This window comes from uncultured Sphingomonas sp. (assembly GCF_964250165.1).
Lineage (GTDB): Bacteria > Pseudomonadota > Alphaproteobacteria > Sphingomonadales > Sphingomonadaceae > Sphingomonas.
In genome coordinates this window covers 1-16,999 of sequence record NZ_CAXUEK010000006.1, presented here as the reverse complement: position 1 = coordinate 16,999, position 16,999 = coordinate 1, and the positions used below count along the sequence as shown (strand labels likewise).

General features: G+C 74.0%; 19 protein-coding genes and 1 pseudogene. 18 read left to right on the top strand and 2 right to left on the bottom strand.

Features of this window, described 5'->3' with window-relative positions; genetic code table 11:
* Positions 1–80: 80 nt before the first annotated feature.
* Positions 81–1,220: an acyltransferase family protein gene (locus tag ACFE64_RS02150; protein ID WP_375390806.1), complete on the bottom strand. Its 1,140-nt coding sequence runs from the start codon at positions 1,218–1,220 to the stop codon at positions 81–83.
* 492 nt (positions 1,221–1,712) lie between these two features.
* On the opposite strand from ACFE64_RS02150, the gene ACFE64_RS02145 reads away from it, so the two are divergent.
* From ACFE64_RS02145 to ACFE64_RS02090, 12 genes are all read left to right on the top strand, one after another.
* Complete coding sequence (locus ACFE64_RS02145) at positions 1,713–2,177, top strand: hypothetical protein (protein ID WP_375390805.1); 465 nt, start codon at positions 1,713–1,715, stop codon at positions 2,175–2,177.
* Positions 2,174–3,484 carry a DNA-packaging protein gene (locus ACFE64_RS02140; RefSeq protein WP_375390804.1) on the top strand — a complete coding sequence of 437 codons (1,311 nt, stop codon included), beginning with the start codon at positions 2,174–2,176 and terminating at the stop codon, positions 3,482–3,484. Before ACFE64_RS02145 ends, ACFE64_RS02140 begins: the two co-directional genes overlap by 4 nt.
* Before the next feature lie 190 nt (positions 3,485–3,674).
* Positions 3,675–4,772: a phage portal protein gene (locus tag ACFE64_RS02135; RefSeq protein WP_375390803.1), complete on the top strand. Its 1,098-nt coding sequence runs from the start codon at positions 3,675–3,677 to the stop codon at positions 4,770–4,772.
* Positions 4,769–5,074, top strand: a complete 306-nt coding sequence (locus tag ACFE64_RS02130) for a DUF6127 family protein (RefSeq protein WP_375390802.1) — start codon at positions 4,769–4,771, stop codon at positions 5,072–5,074. The genes ACFE64_RS02135 and ACFE64_RS02130 overlap by 4 nt, the downstream gene beginning before the upstream one ends.
* Positions 5,071–5,472, top strand: a complete 402-nt coding sequence (locus ACFE64_RS02125) for an HK97 family phage prohead protease (protein ID WP_375390801.1) — start codon at positions 5,071–5,073, stop codon at positions 5,470–5,472. The genes ACFE64_RS02130 and ACFE64_RS02125 overlap by 4 nt, the downstream gene beginning before the upstream one ends.
* A gap of 2 nt (positions 5,473–5,474) precedes the next feature.
* A complete protein-coding gene (locus ACFE64_RS02120; protein WP_375390800.1) occupies positions 5,475–6,470 on the top strand; it encodes a phage major capsid protein in 996 nt (331 codons plus the stop codon).
* A gap of 194 nt (positions 6,471–6,664) precedes the next feature.
* A complete protein-coding gene (locus tag ACFE64_RS02115; RefSeq protein ID WP_375390799.1) occupies positions 6,665–7,012 on the top strand; it encodes a head-tail connector protein in 348 nt (115 codons plus the stop codon).
* Complete coding sequence (locus ACFE64_RS02110; RefSeq protein WP_375390798.1) at positions 7,009–7,404, top strand: hypothetical protein; 396 nt, start codon at positions 7,009–7,011, stop codon at positions 7,402–7,404. Before ACFE64_RS02115 ends, ACFE64_RS02110 begins: the two co-directional genes overlap by 4 nt.
* A 13-nt stretch (positions 7,405–7,417) precedes the next feature.
* Positions 7,418–7,825, top strand: a complete 408-nt coding sequence (locus tag ACFE64_RS02105) for a phage major tail protein, TP901-1 family (protein ID WP_375390797.1) — start codon at positions 7,418–7,420, stop codon at positions 7,823–7,825.
* An 86-nt stretch (positions 7,826–7,911) separates the two neighbouring features.
* Complete coding sequence (locus ACFE64_RS02100; RefSeq protein WP_375390796.1) at positions 7,912–8,205, top strand: GTA-gp10 family protein; 294 nt, start codon at positions 7,912–7,914, stop codon at positions 8,203–8,205.
* A 173-nt stretch (positions 8,206–8,378) separates the two neighbouring features.
* Complete coding sequence (locus ACFE64_RS02095) at positions 8,379–8,603, top strand: phage tail assembly chaperone (protein WP_375390795.1); 225 nt, start codon at positions 8,379–8,381, stop codon at positions 8,601–8,603.
* Complete coding sequence (locus ACFE64_RS02090; protein WP_375390794.1) at positions 8,596–9,153, top strand: tail tape measure protein; 558 nt, start codon at positions 8,596–8,598, stop codon at positions 9,151–9,153. Before ACFE64_RS02095 ends, ACFE64_RS02090 begins: the two co-directional genes overlap by 8 nt.
* A gap of 132 nt (positions 9,154–9,285) precedes the next feature.
* Here ACFE64_RS02090 and ACFE64_RS02085 read toward each other — a convergent pair.
* Positions 9,286–9,626 (bottom strand): annotated as a pseudogene (locus ACFE64_RS02085) (GIY-YIG nuclease family protein).
* Between the two features lie 100 nt (positions 9,627–9,726).
* Here ACFE64_RS02085 and ACFE64_RS02080 point away from each other — a divergent pair.
* From ACFE64_RS02080 to ACFE64_RS02055, 6 genes are all read left to right on the top strand, one after another.
* Positions 9,727–11,976, top strand: a complete 2,250-nt coding sequence (locus ACFE64_RS02080) for a DUF2460 domain-containing protein (protein WP_375390793.1) — start codon at positions 9,727–9,729, stop codon at positions 11,974–11,976.
* Positions 11,977–12,122: 146 nt separating this feature from the next.
* Complete coding sequence (locus ACFE64_RS02075) at positions 12,123–12,932, top strand: DUF2163 domain-containing protein (RefSeq protein ID WP_375390792.1); 810 nt, start codon at positions 12,123–12,125, stop codon at positions 12,930–12,932.
* Positions 12,929–13,312 carry a peptidoglycan endopeptidase gene (locus ACFE64_RS02070; RefSeq protein ID WP_375390791.1) on the top strand — a complete coding sequence of 128 codons (384 nt, stop codon included), beginning with the start codon at positions 12,929–12,931 and terminating at the stop codon, positions 13,310–13,312. Before ACFE64_RS02075 ends, ACFE64_RS02070 begins: the two co-directional genes overlap by 4 nt.
* Positions 13,313–15,442, top strand: coding sequence for a phage tail protein (locus tag ACFE64_RS02065; protein WP_375390790.1), 2,130 nt, complete (start codon positions 13,313–13,315; stop codon positions 15,440–15,442).
* Positions 15,439–15,939: a DUF2793 domain-containing protein gene (locus tag ACFE64_RS02060; RefSeq protein WP_375390789.1), complete on the top strand. Its 501-nt coding sequence runs from the start codon at positions 15,439–15,441 to the stop codon at positions 15,937–15,939. Before ACFE64_RS02065 ends, ACFE64_RS02060 begins: the two co-directional genes overlap by 4 nt.
* Positions 15,940–16,064: 125 nt before the next feature.
* Positions 16,065–16,999: P44/Msp2 family outer membrane protein (locus ACFE64_RS02055; RefSeq protein ID WP_375390788.1), on the top strand; the 935-nt coding region annotated here is incomplete at its 3' end.

The window sequence follows — 16,999 nt, the reverse complement described above, 5'->3', positions numbered from 1 at the left end:
GGGGGGGGGCGGGGCGGAAGATAATCTCTCTTCCAGCCATCGCCGTGGCGCATGGAACAGGGCAAGAAGATTGGCGAGTATCAAGCCACTGCCCCGCCGCGCCGGGCGGCATCGCGCGCGAGCCACGCGGCGATCCGCGCCCGCGACGCGGTGAGCGATCGCGCCGCCTGCTCGCCGTCATAGGCCCCGCCCAGCCCGATCGCCTTCAACGCCTTCTCCAGCATCAGCGTCGCCGTCACCATCACTGCGGTCAGCAGCACGACGGCGCCGAAGCCGGGATGCGGGAGCGCCCATGCGCCGAGGCGGATCAGGGGCGCATGCGCGATGTAGATCGGCAAGGTCCTGCGCCCGAGCCATGTCAGGCGATCCGCGATCGGCAGGCGCGCCAGCCACTCGCCCCCGCACAGGCAGAGCCCGATCGCGGCGAAGCTCTCGACCGGCATGAGCCAATAATGTCCCGTCCGGCCGATCAGGGCGGCGTTGGCGGCATGGGCGACGGCGAACACCGCCAGCCACCCGCACCAGCGCCAGGGAGACGCTCCGAGCAGCGTGCGCCAGCGCGCGGCGAAGAACACGCCGCCATAGAAGAACACGGCGTTGTACATCATTTCCAAATAGGCGATGTTCAGGTGCCCCCCGCGCGGCAGGAGGGCCGAAGCGGCGAACGCGACCGGCATCGCCCCGGCCGCGCCCGCTCGTCCGACACAGGGCAGCGTGCCGATCAGCAGCGCAAGTCCCCAGACGAACCATAGCTCGTTGGGCGGCCCGAGCATCTCCGCATACCAGCTGCCGCCGCCCATCCCGGCCACCCGGCGCAGCGTCAGCTCAAAGGGCAGCCAGCAGACCACCAGCCATGCCAGCCCGGCCGCGCGGCGCATAGCACGCGCGGGCTGGTGGCGCAGCCCGGACGCCAGCATACCGCTGATCGTCATCAGCAGCGGCATCCGCACCGGCGTCAATACCGCGATGATTGAGGCGACCAGCGGGCTCGGGCTATTGAGATTGCTGGCGACATGCATGAACACCACGGCCAGCACCGCCAGGCCGCGCAGCGCATCGATACTTGCCAGGCGGCTGCCTGACCGGGCCGTCTCCCCCCGGCATGCCGTGGCCGGCCGGGAGCGGCCCCCCGCGCCGCTCCCGGCCCGCCAAGGACCATCGGCTGCCGGGCGGCCGTGCGCCGCCGGGGTCGGCAGTGCCGACACACTCGATCCAGACATTCCTGCACCCCCCCGGATGCCGCGACGCCGCCCGTCGGCTCGCACCAGGGTTGGTTAGCGGGACCGGGCGCGGCCCCGCGTCCTTCATTCGGATGACATGGTTAACGCTTCGTCGTGGCTCGTGAACGGCTCGGCTGACGCAGCTTGGGGCAGGCGGGCGGGTCAGCGTGGGAAACGCCGGTGTCGCTCCACCAGTCGGAAGTGAGTAGCGCGCGGTCGCCTGCAAGCGGCTACGACCCGCCAGCAGGCGATCCCTCGCGAACCGATATGGAACAATGTACTTGACAGCGCGACGCTGATATGGCACATATCGGGAACGCTGAAGAATTGCGAGTCGGGCGGTGCGGATCGGGGGCCGATCCAAGGCCGACGCCGGCGTGAATCCGGCGTCGTCGGTCCTCGGCTTCGCCGAGGCCGGCCGGCCGGGCGCCGTCTCGGCGATAGCCGGCGCTGTCGACGTGCGGCTTCGGCGCCACATCAAGGGAGGGAAGGATGCTGAGCAAGCGGGGTGCGGGCGTGCAGGTCCGCGCCATGAGCAGGCGGGGCTGGAGCAAGGAGGTGCGCGCAAGGTTCCTCGACATGCTGGCGGCGACCTGCAACGTATCGGCTGCGGCGCGCGCCGTCGGCAAGCACACGCGCGCCGCGTACGAGCTGAAGCGGCGCGACGGCGAGTTCGCGACGTTGTGGGCGCAAGCCTTCGACCAGGGGCGCGAGCGGCTTCACGAGCGACTCATCGCGCAGGCGCTCGGCCAGGAGCCGACCGGCGACAATCCCGATGGCGAGCGCCAGCCGCCCGACGCCGTGCCGTTCGACGCGAACCTGGCGATCCAGGTGCTGAAGCTGCAGGACGGCACATGGCGGCGCAGGAAGGCGGGCGCGGCGCCCTTGCAGGTGGAGATCGATGCGGCGCTGCTGAAGCGCCTGGAAGCGATGGCGCAGCGGCTGGCGGACCGATGAGCGACGCGCGGCGGCTGTCGCTCGCACTGGCCCGGCTGCCCGTCGCCAGCCGGTTCGCGGAGGTGATGAAGCTCAACGCGACGCAACGTCATGCGCTGCTCCTCGATTTCGCGGCCTGGGCGCATGACGGCCAATGCGCGCCGGCGGGGGACTGGCGGGCCTGGCTGATCCGGGCCGGACGAGGGTTCGGCAAGACGCGCGCGGGCGCGGAATGGGTCGCGGCGATCGGCCGCGCCCAATCCGACGCTCGCATCGCGCTGGTCGCGGCCACCCGCGAGGATGCGCGTCGCGTGATGATCGAGGGAGAGAGCGGCCTGTTGTCGATCCTGCGCCACGGCGACGCCGCGGAATGGCGCGCGAGCGAAGGGCAATTGCGGTTCGCATCGGGCGCGATCGCGCACATCTACTCGGCGGCCCGCCCGGGCAGCCTGCGAGGGCCGCAGCATCACGCCGCCTGGTGCGACGAACTGGCGAAGTGGCGGTATGGCGAAGCGGCCTGGTCCAATCTGCTGATGGGGCTCAGGCTGGGCGCCAGCCCGCAGGTGGTGGTGACGACGACCCCGGCGCCGGTGCCGCTCATGCGCCAGGTCATGGCGCTCCCGGACTGTGTCGAGACGCGAGGGCGGACGCGCGACAACGGGCATCTGCCCGATGCGTTCGTCCAGGCGATCGAGAACCAATATGGCGGCACGCGGCTGGGCCGGCAGGAGCTGGAGGGCGAGCTGATCGAGGATCACGAGGGCGCGCTGTGGACGCGCGCGCTGATCGAGGGCTGCCGGGAGGCGGCGGCGCCGGCGCTGCGCCGCGTGGTGGTGGCGGTGGACCCGCCGGCGAGCGCGGACGGCGACGCCTGCGGCATCGTCGCGGCAGGGATCGACGCGGACGGGATCGGCCATGTGCTGGCGGATGCGAGCGTGGCGGGGCTCTCGCCCGGGGGCTGGGCGGCGGCGGTGGCGGCGTGCGCGGCGCACTGGGGCGCGGACCGGGTGGTGGCGGAGAAGAACCAGGGCGGCGACATGGTGCGCCACGTGCTGGAAGGGGCGGACGCGGGGCTGCCGGTCAGGCTGGTCCATGCCAGCCGCGGCAAGCTGGCGCGCGCCGAGCCGGTGGCGAACCTCTACGAGCAGGGCCGCGTGCGCCATGCCGGGCGGTTCCGGGCGCTGGAGGACGAGCTGTGCGGGCTGGTGACGGGCGGCGCGTATCGCGGGCCGGGACGCTCGCCGGACCGGGCGGACGCGCTGGTGTGGGGGTTGACGGAATTGCTGATCGGCAAGGCGGCACAGCGGGCGCAGGTGCGCCAGCTGTAGTGCCGTGAGGAGCGTCAGCTCATCACGGACACGGCCGCCCGGCCGGCGTAGCGCAGCGACGACCGACGGCGCGGCTTTGCCGCGACGGGGCTTGGCCTGACCGGTTCGCCCGGCGCCGAGCCCCCTCCACCACCCGGCTGCGCCGGGCGGTCCCCCTCCCCGTCCCGGGGAGGATCTTGGGAGAAAGACCATGAAGCTGTTCGGCAAGCGGGCCGGGCGCGCGGAGGCGCGTCCGGCCCTGTCGCGGTCGGGGGCGGCGCTGGGCGCCTGGCCGCCGTCGTACGAGGCGCAGGTGCGCGACGGCTATGCGCGCAACGCCATCGCGCAGCGGGCGGTGCGGCTGATCGCCGAGGCGGTCGGCAGCGCGCCGCTGATCGCGTCCGATCCGGCGCTGGCGGCGCTGGTGCGCGGGCGCGTCGGCGGCGTGGCGCTGACCGAGATGGTGGCGACGCAGCTGCAGCTGCACGGCAACGCGTTCGTCCAGGTGCTGCGCGACGCCGAGGGCGCGGCGGCGGCGCTGTATCCGCTCCGGCCCGAGCGGGTGGCGGTGGAGCCGGACGCGGGCGGCTGGCCGGCGGCGTATCTGTACCGGGTCGGCGCGCGGACGACGCGGCTCGGTGCCGATCCGGTTCGCCCGGAGGTGATCCACCTCAAGCTGTGCAACCCGCTGGACGATCATTACGGGCTGGGCGCGCTGGGCGCGGCGGCGGCGGCGATCGCGGTCCACAATGCGGCCGCGACCTGGAACAAGGCGCTGCTCGACAATGCGGCGCGACCGTCGGGGGCGCTGGTCTACGAGCCGGGCGACGGGTCGACGCTCAGCCCCGAACAGTTCCAGCGGCTGTCGCGCGAGATGGAGCAGGGGTTCGCCGGCGCGACGCAGGCGGGGCGGCCGATGCTGCTGGAGGGCGGGCTGCGCTGGCAGGCGCTGAGCCTGACGCCGGCGGACATGGATTTCGTCGAGCTGAAGGCGGCGGCGGCGCGCGAGATCGCGCTGGCGTTCGGGGTGCCGCCGATGCTGCTCGGGCTGCCGGGCGATGCGACCTACGCCAACTATCGCGAGGCGAACCGGGCGCTGTGGCGGCTCGCGGTGCTGCCCATCGCGCATCAGGTGCTCGACGGGCTCGCGCAGGGGCTGGGCGGGTGGTTCGCCGATGCGAGCCTGGCGGTCGACCTCAACCGGGTGCCGGCGCTGAGCGAGGATCGCGAGCGGCTGTGGGGAATGGTGAGCGCGGCAGACTTCCTGTCGGCCGACGAGAAACGCGAGATGGTGGGAGTGGGGCGATGAGCGAGACGGTGCTGGCGCAGCTGCTGGGGCAGGGCGCGCGCGAGGGGAGCGACCTCACCACGCTGCAGGCGATCGCCGAGGCGGCGGGCGAACTGGGCGCGACGCGGGCGCTGACCCGGCTGGGGCTGGCGGATGCGGGCGCGGCGGCGGACGTGCGCGAGTTGCGCGAGCTGCTGCGCGCGTGGCGCGACGCCAAGCGCTCGGCATGGAGGGCCGCGTGGGGCTGGGCGATGCGGATCGCCTCGGCGGTGCTGCTCGGCGGGCTGGCGGTGCGGCTGGGGTTCAAGGACTGGGTGAAGTGACCGCGGCGGCGGGGTTGCGCTTTCAGGGCCACGCCGCGCTGTTCGATCGGGTGGACCGGGCGGGCGACGTGTTCCGGGCGGGCGCGTTCGCGGGCGCGGGCATCGTGCCGCTGCTGTGGCAGCATCGCGGCGCGCCGGCGGGGACGCTGCGCGCCGTCGCCGAGGATGCGCGCGGGCTGTGGGTCGAGGGCGTGGTCACCGATCCCGACGCCGCGCGGCTGGTCCGCGGCGGCGCGCTGCCGGGGCTGTCGGTGGGATTCCGGACGGTGCGGGCGCGGCAGGGGGCGTGGCGCGAGCTGCTTGCCGTGGTGCTGATCGAGGTGAGCCTGGTGGCGACGCCGATGCAGCCGGGCGCGCGGATCGAGCGCGTCGATGACGATTTTCAGCAGGAGAAGTGACGATGGATGTGATCGAGAGGCCGGTGCTGGACGGGGCGGCGCGGCCGCCGCGGGCGTTCGAGGGGTTCGTGCGGACGGGCGCGACGGTGGAGCTGAAGGCGTTCACCGGCGTGACCGGCGACGCAGGCGGCTATGCCGTACCGCGCGAGATCGATGCGGCGATCGACCGGGCGCTGGCGGGGATCTCGCCGATCCGGCAGATCGCCAACGTGGTGAAGGTCGGCTCGGCCGGCTATCGCAAGCTGGTGACGACCGGCGGCACGCCGTCCGGCTGGGCGGCGGAGACCGACGCCCGGCCCGAGACGGCGACGCCGGTGTTCACCGAGATCGCCCCGCCGGCGGGCGAGCTCTACGCCAATCCGAGCGCCAGCCAGGCGATGCTGGACGACGCGGCGTTCGACGTCGAGGCGTGGCTGGCGGACGAGATCGCGACCGAGTTCGCGCGCGCCGAGGGCGCGGCGTTCGTGGGCGGATCGGGGGTGAACCGCCCCAGGGGCTTCCTGACCCAGCCGGTGGCGGCGACGGCGGACGGCGCGCGGCCGTTCGGGACGCTGCAGTATCTCGCCAGCGGCGCGGCGGGCGACTTCGGCGCCAACCCGCAGGAGCGGCTGATCGACCTGGTGCAGGCGCTGCGCGCGCCGTACCGGCAGGGCGCGAGCTTCGTGATGAACGCCGCCACGGTGGCGCGCATCCGCAAGTTCAAGACGACGGACGGGCAGTTCCTGTGGGCGCCGAGCCTGGCGGCGGGGCAGCCGGCGACGCTGCTCGGCTATCCGGTGGTGGAGGCGGGCGACATGCCGGACGTGGCGGCGAACGCGCTGGCGATCGCGTTCGGCAATTTCCGGCTGGGCTACCTGATCGCCGAGCGCAACGAGACGGCGATCCTGCGCGACCCGTATTCGAACAAGCCGTTCGTGAGCTTCTACGCGACCAAGCGGATCGGCGGGTGCGTGACGAACGCGGAGGCGATCAAGGTGATGCGGTTCAGCGCGACGTAGTCGCGCTCAAGAGCCTCGATCAGCGCACGCTCATCGAGGACTCGGCCGCGCGGGCGGCGGTGACGCGCAAGCGTCTCCGTCCGACGGCGTGGACGCATGACGGGACGGCCGGAGAATGTCCGACCCCCCTCCACCACCGCGCTGGCGCGCGGTGGTCCCCCTCCCCGTCCCGGGGAGGATTTCAGGAGAGCAACATGACCGGAGAAGCGGCGCCTGCGGCGATCGTCGCCGGGGCGATGGATGCTGCGCGGGTGTATCTGCGGATGGCGGACGGGGCGGACGACGACGTGCTGCGCGCGGCGGCGGCGGCGGCGTTCGCGGTGGCGGAGGCGTTTTGCGGGACGGCGCTGGCGGCGCGGTCGCCGGCCGAGCCGCTGCCGCAAAGCTGGGACGCGCTGCCGGCGGCGCTGGCGCAGGGGCTGGTGCTGCTGGTCGCGCATCTCGTCGAGCACCGCGAGGGCGACGTGCTGCCGCCCGCGGCGGTGGCGGCGCTGTGGCGGCCGTATCGCGCGATGCGGCTGATGCCGGAAGTGGCGGCGTGACCGCCGGCGACTGGCTCGCCGCCTCGGCCATGGTGCGGCTGGACCAGAACGCCGCGCTCGATCCGCTGCGCGTCTACGACTGGCTGCCGGAGCGGGCGGCGATGCCCTACGCGCAGGTCGAGGACCCGGTGCTGCGCGCCGACGACGGCGCGGGCGTGACCGGGCGGGTGGGCACGCTGGGCATCGCCTTTCGCGACGGTGGCGAGCGGCCCGCGCGGCTCCGGCTGCTGATGGCGCGGGTGGAGGAGCAGATGGCGACGCTCGACCCCGATCTCGGCGGCGATGGCTGGCGGCTGGCGGGCATCGCGCTGTCACGCACGCGGCTGGCGCGGGTGCGCGACGGGTGGGTCGGCCGGCTGGAATGGTCGGTGCGACTGTATCGGGTCAATTGAAGGAGCGAGCATGATGGGGATCGAACGAGGCAGCGCCTTCCTGCTGAAGGTCGGCGATGGCGCGGCGCCGCCGGCCTATGCGACGGTGGCGGGGCTGCGCACCACGCAGCTGTCGGTGAACGGCGAGGCGGTGGTGGTGACGAGCAAGGACTCGGGCGGCTGGCGCGAGCTGCTGTCGGGCGCCGGCGTGCGCTCGGTGAGCGTGTCGGGCGCGGGCGTCTTCACCGGCTCGGCGGCGGAAGCGCGGCTGCGCGGGAACGCGCTGGCGGGGCTGATCGACGATTACCGGCTGAGCTTCGAAGGCGGCGCGTCGATGACGGGGCGGTTCCTGGTGACGCGGCTGGACTATGCCGGGGATTTCAACGGGGAGCGGTCTTACACGATGAGCCTGGAGAGTTCCGGGCAGGTGGTGGCGGCGTGAGCGGGGGTGAGATGGCGGCGCCACCCGCTCGCGAGGCGAGCGAGCCCCTCTCCCCCGCAGGGGAGAGGGAGAAGGCTGCCAATCCGTTGCGCGGGGAGGCTGCGCTGCGGGTCGGCGGAGCGGCGTTCGTGCTCCGGCCCACCTTTCAGGCGCTGGTCGCGGCGGAGCAGGAATTGGGGCCGCTGTTCGCGCTGGTCGAGCGGGCCGCGGACGGGCGGCTGACGCTCGCCGAGATGGTGGGGCTGTTCTGGCATTGCCGGCACGACGCGCCCGCGGCGGTGACGCGCCAGACGCTGGGCGAGGCGGTGGCGGCGGGCGGGCTGGCGGCGGCGACGCCGGCGCTCGGCGTGCTGCTGCGGCAAATCGTGGCGGGTCGGTGAGGCATTCTCATTCCTCCCCGGGCCGGGGAGGGGGACCGCCGGCGCCAGCCGGGCGCGGAGGGGGCTCCGTCACCAGCGGATTGCCAGGATCGGAGCCCCCTCCACGATCCGCTGGCGCGGATGGTCCCCCTCCCTCCGCCGCCATCCCAACGACGCTTCGCGCCGCTGGAACCTTGGGTGCCTACGCCCGCCCCGGGGAGGAGTTTGGGAGCGCCGCCCTGCGATTAGCGGGGTTCTGCGCGGTGGTGTTCGGCTGGTCGCCCGGGCAGTTCTGGCGGGCGACGCCGGCCGAGGTGGCGGCGGTGGTGGCGGCGTTGACGTCGCCGGCAGCGGGGGCAGGCGCGCGGCCGGTCGACGGGGCGACGCTGGCGCGGATGCGGGAGGTGCTGGATGGATGAGGAGCTGAAGGGGCTGGTGGTCGGCGTGCGCGCGGACACCGCGGGCTTCGCGGCCGACGTGGCGGCGATGCGGGCGAGCCTGGAGGGGCCGCTGGCGGCGGGGGCCGAACGCGCGGGGCGCGCCATCGAGGGATCGCTGCTCAAGGCGGTGAGGACGGGCAAGCTGGGGTTCGACGACCTGCAGAAGGCGGCCGTCTCGGCCATGGACGCCATCGCGGCGTCGGCGCTGAAGGCGGGGATCGGGGCGGTGCTCCCTTCGACCGGCGCGGGGCAGGGAGTGGCGGCGGCGCTGGCGGGCGTGCTCGGCGGGCTGCCGGGGCGCGCGACCGGCGGGCCGGTGACGCCGGGACGCGGCTATGTCGTCGGCGAGCGCGGGCCGGAACTGTTCGTACCGACGGCGGCGGGGCGGGTGGAGCCGGCCGCCGCGGCGGGCGCGCGCGACGTGCGGGTGGCGATCACGATCGCCGGTCCGGCGGGGAGTGCGCCGGACATGCTGCAGCGATCGAGCCGACAGGTGGCGCGCGCGGTGCGCGTGGCGTTGAGCGAGTAGCTCCGGGGCCGCTGTGCGGGTAGGCGTTGGGGCAGGTCGTGCCGATGGATGACAGCCGCATCGAGGGACGAGGACGGGATTGGACCCCGGCTCAAGGCCGGGGTGACGAAGAGCTTGGCCATTGAACAGCCGTCATGCCGGCCTCGCGCCGGCATCCATCTCAGGCCGGGGCAGCGGCGCGAGGCCGAGCCCGACGGCAAGGTCGTCCCAATGCGGATTGCGCTCTTCGATCAGCGCCATCCTCCAGTCGCGCCGCCAGCGCTTGAGGCGCTTTTCGGTTCTATCGCGGCTTCCATCCTGTCGGCCATTTCGAACCAGACCAGGCGGTAGACGCCGTAGCGGCTGGTGAAGCCGGAATAGGCGCCCTCCCGGTGCTGCATGAGGCGGCCGAGCAGGTTGGATGTGACGCCGATGTAGAGCGTGCCGAGACAGGCGCTGGCGAGGATGTACACGCAGGGTTGGCGCTCCCTCACGGCTGGCGCTCTGTCCTGTGTTGGAGGCCGGCTCAAGGGGCACCCCGCAAAGTAGCATTTGCGGGGACCGCACGGCCGGTATGACGAAAGGAGGATCGAGATGCCGTATTGGCTTGCGTCGGAGCGGACGGTGCAGGTGGAGGGCGTCGTGACGCGCTTCGATCCGCGGTTCTGGACGGTGAACTTTCCGCGGCCGGCGATGGCGGCGGTCACCACCACCGGGCCGGATGCGCTGCGGGTGGACGCGGTCTTCTATCGCGCGGGCGATCTGGTCGGGCTGATCTGGGAGGCGGCGGACCGGTTCGATCATCCGCTGCTCGCTTACGAGACCGCGCGCGATTTCCGGGCGTGCCGGCTCCGCTTCCGCTGGCGGTCGGGCGGCGTCGTGCCGCTCGACCAGGTGGACGGGGCGGTGCTGACCGTCGAGGGGCGGAACCCCGACGGGGAGGCGTTCACGGCCTATGTGCGGCTGTGGAACTACGCCCAGGGCACGGGCGAGGACGCGACGGTGAGCCTCGACTTCGCCGACGTGCGCAACGGCTTCGGGACGAGCGGCCCGCCGGTGTGGATGGGCGATGTCGACCGGCTGTTCGTGTCGCTGGCGCCGCCGGGCTATGTCGAGGCGAGCGACGCGGCGCTGCCGGCGGCGGCCGAAGGCTGGGCGGAGTTGTCCGGCATCGCCTGCGAGGGGCCGGGCAGCGTGCTGGCGATCGGCGATCCGGTCGCGCCCGAACACGGGCTGCGCATCGCGACGGGCTATGACGACCAGTATCACCTGACGCCGGCGCGGCTGCTGCGCAACGTCGTGCAGCTCGGCTATCGCGGGCTGATCAACCATTATGTCGGGATGAGCCACTTCTTCCGGCTGGAAGGAGGGCTGGCGACGGCGGAAGGCGGCGCGCTCAACGCCGCCTCCACGGCGTGGCATGCGGATTTCGCGCGCCGGGCGCGAGCGCTCGGCTACGACGTGATCTGGTCGCTGTCGTACGAGCTGCTCGACCAGCATTGCCCGGAGGCATGGAAGCAGCGGGCGGCGGACGGCGCGCCGGCGCTGACCGGCTACACGCCGCCCTCGACGCTGCTGTCGCCCGCCAACGCGGACGCGATGGGCTATCTGCAAGGCGTCGCGGCGGCGTTCCTGGGGATCGCGGTGGCGGCGGGGCTGGCGCCGCGCTTCCAGGTCGGCGAGCCGTGGTGGTGGGTGCGCGAGGACGGCGCGCCGTGCCTCTACGATGCGGCGGCGGTGGCGGCGTTCGCGCCCGGTCCGGTGCCGACCGTGCGGGGCGCGCTGACCGCGGACGCGATGGCGACGCTGGACCGGGCGGGGGCGTGCCTGGCGGCGTCGACCGCGGCGCTGGGCGCGGCGGCGAAGGCGGCGGCGCCGGGGTGCGTGACGTATCTGCTGAGCTATCTGCCGGGCGTGCTCGATCCGGCCGCGCCGGAGGCGCGGCGCGCGAACCTGCCGCTTGGCTGGGCGTGGCCGGCGTTCGACGTGCTGCAGCTGGAGGATTACGCCTGGTGCGCGGCGGGCGATGGCGCGGCGACGCGGGCGGCGGTGGCGGCGGCGACGGCGCGGCTGGGCTATCCGGCCGCGCGGCAGCAGTATTTCGCGGGGTTCGTGGCGAGCGCGGCGGCTGCCGGGCAGTGGCGCGCGATCCTGGACGCGGCCGCCGCGGCGCGGGCGCGCGGGGTGGAGGCGGTGCTGTGGGCGCTGCCGCAGGTGCTGCGCGATGGGCTGGTTGTTTGGGAAGCGGAGGAAGCGGTGGACGCGTTCGATGATGTGCTGTTGCCGCTGGCGCTGGGCCGACATGCAGAGGTGACGCCCGGCTTCTCCACCGCGATCGTCGCGGGCGCGGGCGGCGCGGAGCAGCGCCAGGCGAACTGGGCCGCGGCGCGGACGCGCTACGACGTCGGGCCCGGCGTGCGCAGCGAGGCGGACATCGCGGCGCTGCTCGCCTTTTTCCGCGCGCGGCTGGGGCCGGCGCGCGCCTTCCGGTTGCGCGATCCGTTCGACAGCGACGGTGCCGACGAGGCGATCGGGACCGGCGACGGCGCGACGCGGCGGTTCGCGCTGGTGAAATGCTATGGGGCGGCACGTCGGCGGATCACGCGGCCGGTGGCCGGCAGCGTCTCGGTGCAGGTCGGTGGGGTCGCGACGGCGGGGTTCGCGGTGACGGACGGCGGCTGGGTGGAGCTGGACGTGGCGCCGGCGGCAGGGGCGGCGGTGACCGCGAGCTTCGCCTTCGACGTACCGGTGCGGTTCGCGGACGATATGCTGAGCGTGACGCGTGCGACGTTCCTGGCGGGGGAGGCGGCGAGCGTGCCGTTGGTCGAGGTCCGCGAGGGGTGATTCACTCCTCCCCGGGACGGGGAGGTGTCGCGCGCGAGGCGCGTGACGGAGGGGGTTCAGACAGGAGCGGCTCGCCTGATGCGCAGCCCCCTCCACCACCAGCCTGCGGCTGGCGGTCCCCCTCCCCGTGCCGGGGAGGATTGAACATGGACATGCTTGCAGGCGAGCTGACCACGCTGGCGTTCTGCTGGCGGGTGGAGCGGCGGGACGGGGTGGCGATCGGGCTGACCAGCCATGACCGCGACCTGGCGATCGACGGGCTGCGGCATCGCGCCGCGCCGGGGATGACGCCGTCGGCCGTCCGGCGCGAGATCGGGCTGGGGCCGGACACGATGGATGTGGCGGGCGCGCTGACCGCGGATGCGATCGGCGCAGCGGATCTGCTCGCGGGGCGCTGGGACGGCGCGCGGGTGACGCTGTTCGCGGTCGACTGGACGGGCGCGCCCGGCCGGGTGGCGCTGGGCGAGGGAACGATCGGGGCGGTGTCGCTCACGGCGGGGCAGTTCACCGCCGAGCTGAAGGGGCCGGCGGCGGCACTGGCGCGGGCGGTGACGGAGCCGTGCGCCCCCGAATGCCGCGCCGAGCTGGGCGACCGGCGCTGCCGCGTGCCGATGGCCGGGCGGCGGCGCTTCGCGCGGGTGGTGAGCGTGGCGGGTCCGGCGGTGACGGTGGATGCGGGCGAGCCGTCGCCCAACGCCTATGGCGACGGCCGGCTGCGCTGGATCGGCGGCGCGAACGCCGGGCTGGAGAGCGCGGTGCTCGGCTCGGCGGGCGCGGCCGTGACGCTGCGCGCGCCGCCCGCGTTCATGGTCGAGCCGGGCGCGCTGGTCGAGCTGGTGGAGGGATGCGACAAGCGTCTCGCGACCTGCGCGGGGCGGTTCGGCAACGCGCTGAACTTTCGCGGCGAGCCGTATCTGCCCGGCGTCGATCTGCTGACGCGGTATCCGGGGCAGTGAGTAGCGTCGCGGACGCCGCGCGGGCGGCGGTGGGGGCGCGGTTCCGGCTGCACGGGCGCGATCCGGCGCACGGGCTGGACTGTGTCGGGCTGGCCGCGCTGGCGTGCGGGGTCGCGGCGCCGACCGGCTATGCTCTGCGGACCGGCGACGCGGATGCGGTGGCGGCGCGGCTCGACGCGGTGATGGCGCGCAGCGACGGCGCGGCCGCCGGCGATCTGCTGCTGATGCGGACCGGACCGGGGCAGCTCCATCTGGGGATCAGGACGGAGGGCGGCTTCGTCCACGCGGACGCGGGGCTGCGGCGCGTGGTCGAGCGACCGGGCGCGCCGCCCTGGCCGGTGCTGGGCGCATGGCGGGCGGAACAGGGGAGGGTCAGATAGATGGCGACGCTGGTATTGACCGCCGTCGGGACGGCGCTGGGCGGGCCGATCGGCGGCGCGCTGGGGGCGCTGGCGGGGAACGCCATCGATCACGACGTGCTGTTCCGGCCCAAGGGGCGCGAGGGCGCGCGGCTGTCCGACCTGCGGGTGCAGACCTCGTCCTACGGCTCGCCGATCCCGCGGCTGTTCGGGACGATGCGCGTCGCCGGCACGGTGATCTGGGCGACCGACCTGATCGAGAGCCGCAGCATGGCGGGCGGCGGCAAGGGGCGGCCGAGCGAGACCAGCTACAGCTATGCGGCGTCGTTCGCGGTGCTCCTGTCGGGGCGGCCGGTCCTCGACGTCGGGCGCATCTGGGCGGACGGGCAGCTGCTGCGCGGCGCGGCCGGCGACTGGAAGGCGGCGACCGGGTTCCGGCTGCACGCGGGCGGCGAGGATCAGGCGGCGGACCCGCTGATCGCGTCGGCGGAAGGCGCGGGGCTGACGCCGGCGCATCGCGGCTGCGCCTATGCGGTGTTCGAGCAGCTGCAACTGGAGAGCTTCGGCAATCGGATCCCGTCCTTGAGTTTCGAGGTGATCGCGGATGCGGGCGCGGTGAGCGTGGGTGCGATCGCGCGCGCGCTGGCCCCGGAGGTGAGCGGCGCGCCGGCGCTGGCGCTCGACGGTTTCGCGGCGGCGGACGGCAGCGTGCGGACCGCGCTGGAGACGCTGGCGGCGGCGAGCGGGGCCTGGTTCGCCGGGCTGGAGATGCGCGACGCGGCGCCGGCGGCCGTCGCGGTGACGCCCGATCCGGCGCGCGAGACGCGCGACGTGGCGGCGGCGGACGCGGCCCCGGCGCGGGTGACGGCGGGCTATTACGAGCCGGCGCGCGACTGGCAGGCGGGGCTGCAGCAGGCGCGACGGCCGGGCGAGGGCGCGACGCTGGCGCTGGAGCTGCCGGCGGCGCTGTCGGCGGACGCGGCCAAGGGCATCGCGGCGGCGGCGCTGGCGCGCGGCGAGGCAGGGCGGGTGAAGCGCACGGTGACGACGCCGCTGGACGCGCTGGCGATCGTCCCCGGCGATGCGGTGAGCGTGGCGGGCGAGGCGGGGACATGGCGCGTCGATGCGGTGGCGCTGGATGGCCCCTCGGCGTCGACCGGGGCAGGCATGGCGGTGACGCTGGAGCTGACGCCGCTCACCCCCGCGCCGCTGCCGATGGCGGCGAGCGGCGGCCGCGCGCTGCCCGCGCCGGATCGCCTGGCGGGGACGACGCTGCTGCATGCGGCGGAGCTGCCGGCGCTGGAGGACGCGCTGCTGACGCAGCCGCGGCTCACGGTCCTGGCGAGCGGAACGGGGGCGGGCTGGCGCTCGGCGGCGCTGCTCTACAGCCTGGACGGCGGCGCGAGCTGGATCGCGGCGGGCGGGACCGCCGCGCCGGCGGTGATCGGGACGGTGGCGACGCCGCCCGCGCCCGCGCCGACGACGCTGGCCGACCGGCGCGACGCGCTGGTCGTGACGCTGGCGCGCGCGGACATGGCGCTGAGCGACGCGGATGCGGCCGGGCTGGACGGCGGCGCGAACCTGGCGCTGGTGGGCGACGAGCTGCTCCAGTTCGGGCGTGCCGAGCCGCTGGGCGGGGGACGCTGGCGGCTGGGCGAGCTGTGGCGCGGGCGGCGGGGCACGGACGGCGCGGCCGCGATCGCGGCGGGGAACCGGTTCGTGCTGGTCGAGCGCGACGCCGCGCGCGCCATCGATCTGCCGCTGACGGCACTCGGCGGCGAGGTGCGGGTGATGGCGACGGGGGTGGGCGATGCCGAACCGGTGATCGTGACGGCCCCGCTGACCGGTGCGTCCGTGACGCCGCCCGCACCGGTGGCTTTGCGCCGCGACGGCGACGGCGTGGGCTGGACCCGCCGCAGCCGGGCGGGCTGGCGCTGGCTCGACCGGGTCGACGTGCCGCTCGGCGAGGAGCGCGAGGCGTATCGGGTGACGGTGGCGAGCGGCGGGGTGGCCCGCGAGGCGGTGGTCGACGCGCCGTTCATCGCCCTGACGGCGGCCGAGCGCGACGCGGGCGCGACCGTGACGGTGCGGCAGCGCGGCACCTATGGCGAATCGTCGCCGGCGATCTTGGAGGGGGAGGCGGAACGATGAGTGAGACCGCGCGATGGGCGCTGCCGCTGCTGGACGCCGGGCAGGCGCAGAAGGAGATGACGGTCAACGAGGCGCTGGCGCGGGTGGACCTGCTGGCGCAGCCGGGCGTCGCCGCGGTCGGGCGCGACGCGCCGCCGACCGATCCGGCCAGCGGACAGGCATGGATCGTCGGCGCCGCGCCGACCGGGGCCTGGGCGGGGCAAGCCCACACGCTGGCGGGCTGGACGGCGGGCGGCTGGCGGTTCGTCGCGCCGCGCGAGGGGCTGACGGTCTGGAGCGACGCGGACGGCTGCCCCGCCACGTTCGCGGGCGGAACGTGGCGGATCGGCTCGCTCGCGGCGCAGCGCCTGGAGATCGGCGGCGTGCAGGTGGTGGGCGCGCAGACCGCCGCGATCGCCGTGCCGACCGGCGGCGGCACGATCGATGCCGAGGCGCGTGCCGTATTGGGGGCCGTGCTGGCCGCCTTGCGCACCCACGGACTGATCGGCGCCGCCTAGCACACTCGCCGGCCGAACTGTGACACAAAAGCCACGTTCCTGGTCCAATGTCACCTTGCATGGCAACCAAGCATCCGATAACGAGTTTGGCGCTGTCCTGAGTGACATTGGAAAAGGGGTTCAACATGCGGAAACTTGCCGTCGTTCTGGCGCTGGCATCTACCGCGCTCGCCACGCCCGCCCTCGCCCGCGACAAGTCGTGGTACGTCGGCGTGGAAGGCGGCGGTATGATCGTCGAAGATCTGCAGTACGATATTCAGCAGCAGGCCAGCGGCACGCTGGTGCGGCGCGCCAACAGCGTGAACCACAATTACGGCTGGGATGTCGACGGCAACGTCGGCTACGATTTCGGCGGGTTCCGCGTCGAGACCGAGGTTGGTTATCGCCAGGCGGCGGTGGACAGCTACGCCTCGTCGGTGGTGACTCCGAGCTTCGGCCCGACGGGCGCATTCACGCTCGCACCGGCGGGCGTGTATCCGCTGGCAGGCGGCAAGACGTCCGCGCTCAGCTTCATGCTGAACGGCTTGCTCGACTTTGGCGATGACGACGGGATCCAGGGCTTCGTCGGCGGCGGTGTCGGTGTGGCGCGCGTCAAGGCGCAATACGGGCTCAATCGTTACGGCTATTTCCTGGACGATTCGGACACGGTGTTCGCCTATCAGGGCCTGGCCGGCGTTCGCGCGCCGCTGTCGAGCCATATCGACGCATCGGTGAAGTATCGCTTCTTCACGGCGGACAACATCAAGCTGGTGAACGTCAACAGCCGCGAATATGACGGTCGTTTCCGGTCGCACAGCATCATGGGCGGCCTGACCTACAACTTCTTCACGCCGCCGCCGCCCCCGCCGCCGCCGCCGCCGCCCCCGCCGCCGGCTCCCCCGCCGCCGCCGCCCCCGCCGCCTGCGGTGGTGTGCTCGCCGGGTCCGTTCATCGTGTTCTTCGAATGGGACAAGTCGGACGTCACGCCCGAGGCAGCGTCGATCCTCGACAACGCCGTTACCCAGTATCAGAGCTGCGGCAACGCGCAGGTCATGCTGGCGGGTCACGCCGACAAGTCGGG

Coding starts and splice junctions, on each gene's coding strand:
- ACFE64_RS02090 (WP_375390794.1), top strand. CDS start 8,596: ATGGATGAGGAGCTGAAGGGGCTGGTGGTCGGCGTGCGCGCGGACACC.
- ACFE64_RS02120 (WP_375390800.1), top strand. CDS start 5,475: ATGGATGTGATCGAGAGGCCGGTGCTGGACGGGGCGGCGCGGCCGCCG.
- ACFE64_RS02065 (WP_375390790.1), top strand. CDS start 13,313: ATGGCGACGCTGGTATTGACCGCCGTCGGGACGGCGCTGGGCGGGCCG.
- ACFE64_RS02115 (WP_375390799.1), top strand. CDS start 6,665: ATGACCGGAGAAGCGGCGCCTGCGGCGATCGTCGCCGGGGCGATGGAT.
- ACFE64_RS02105 (WP_375390797.1), top strand. CDS start 7,418: ATGGGGATCGAACGAGGCAGCGCCTTCCTGCTGAAGGTCGGCGATGGC.
- ACFE64_RS02140 (WP_375390804.1), top strand. CDS start 2,174: ATGAGCGACGCGCGGCGGCTGTCGCTCGCACTGGCCCGGCTGCCCGTC.
- ACFE64_RS02150 (WP_375390806.1), bottom strand. CDS start 1,220: ATGTCTGGATCGAGTGTGTCGGCACTGCCGACCCCGGCGGCGCACGGC.
- ACFE64_RS02075 (WP_375390792.1), top strand. CDS start 12,123: ATGGACATGCTTGCAGGCGAGCTGACCACGCTGGCGTTCTGCTGGCGG.
- ACFE64_RS02135 (WP_375390803.1), top strand. CDS start 3,675: ATGAAGCTGTTCGGCAAGCGGGCCGGGCGCGCGGAGGCGCGTCCGGCC.
- ACFE64_RS02130 (WP_375390802.1), top strand. CDS start 4,769: ATGAGCGAGACGGTGCTGGCGCAGCTGCTGGGGCAGGGCGCGCGCGAG.
- ACFE64_RS02145 (WP_375390805.1), top strand. CDS start 1,713: ATGCTGAGCAAGCGGGGTGCGGGCGTGCAGGTCCGCGCCATGAGCAGG.
- ACFE64_RS02080 (WP_375390793.1), top strand. CDS start 9,727: ATGCCGTATTGGCTTGCGTCGGAGCGGACGGTGCAGGTGGAGGGCGTC.
- ACFE64_RS02060 (WP_375390789.1), top strand. CDS start 15,439: ATGAGTGAGACCGCGCGATGGGCGCTGCCGCTGCTGGACGCCGGGCAG.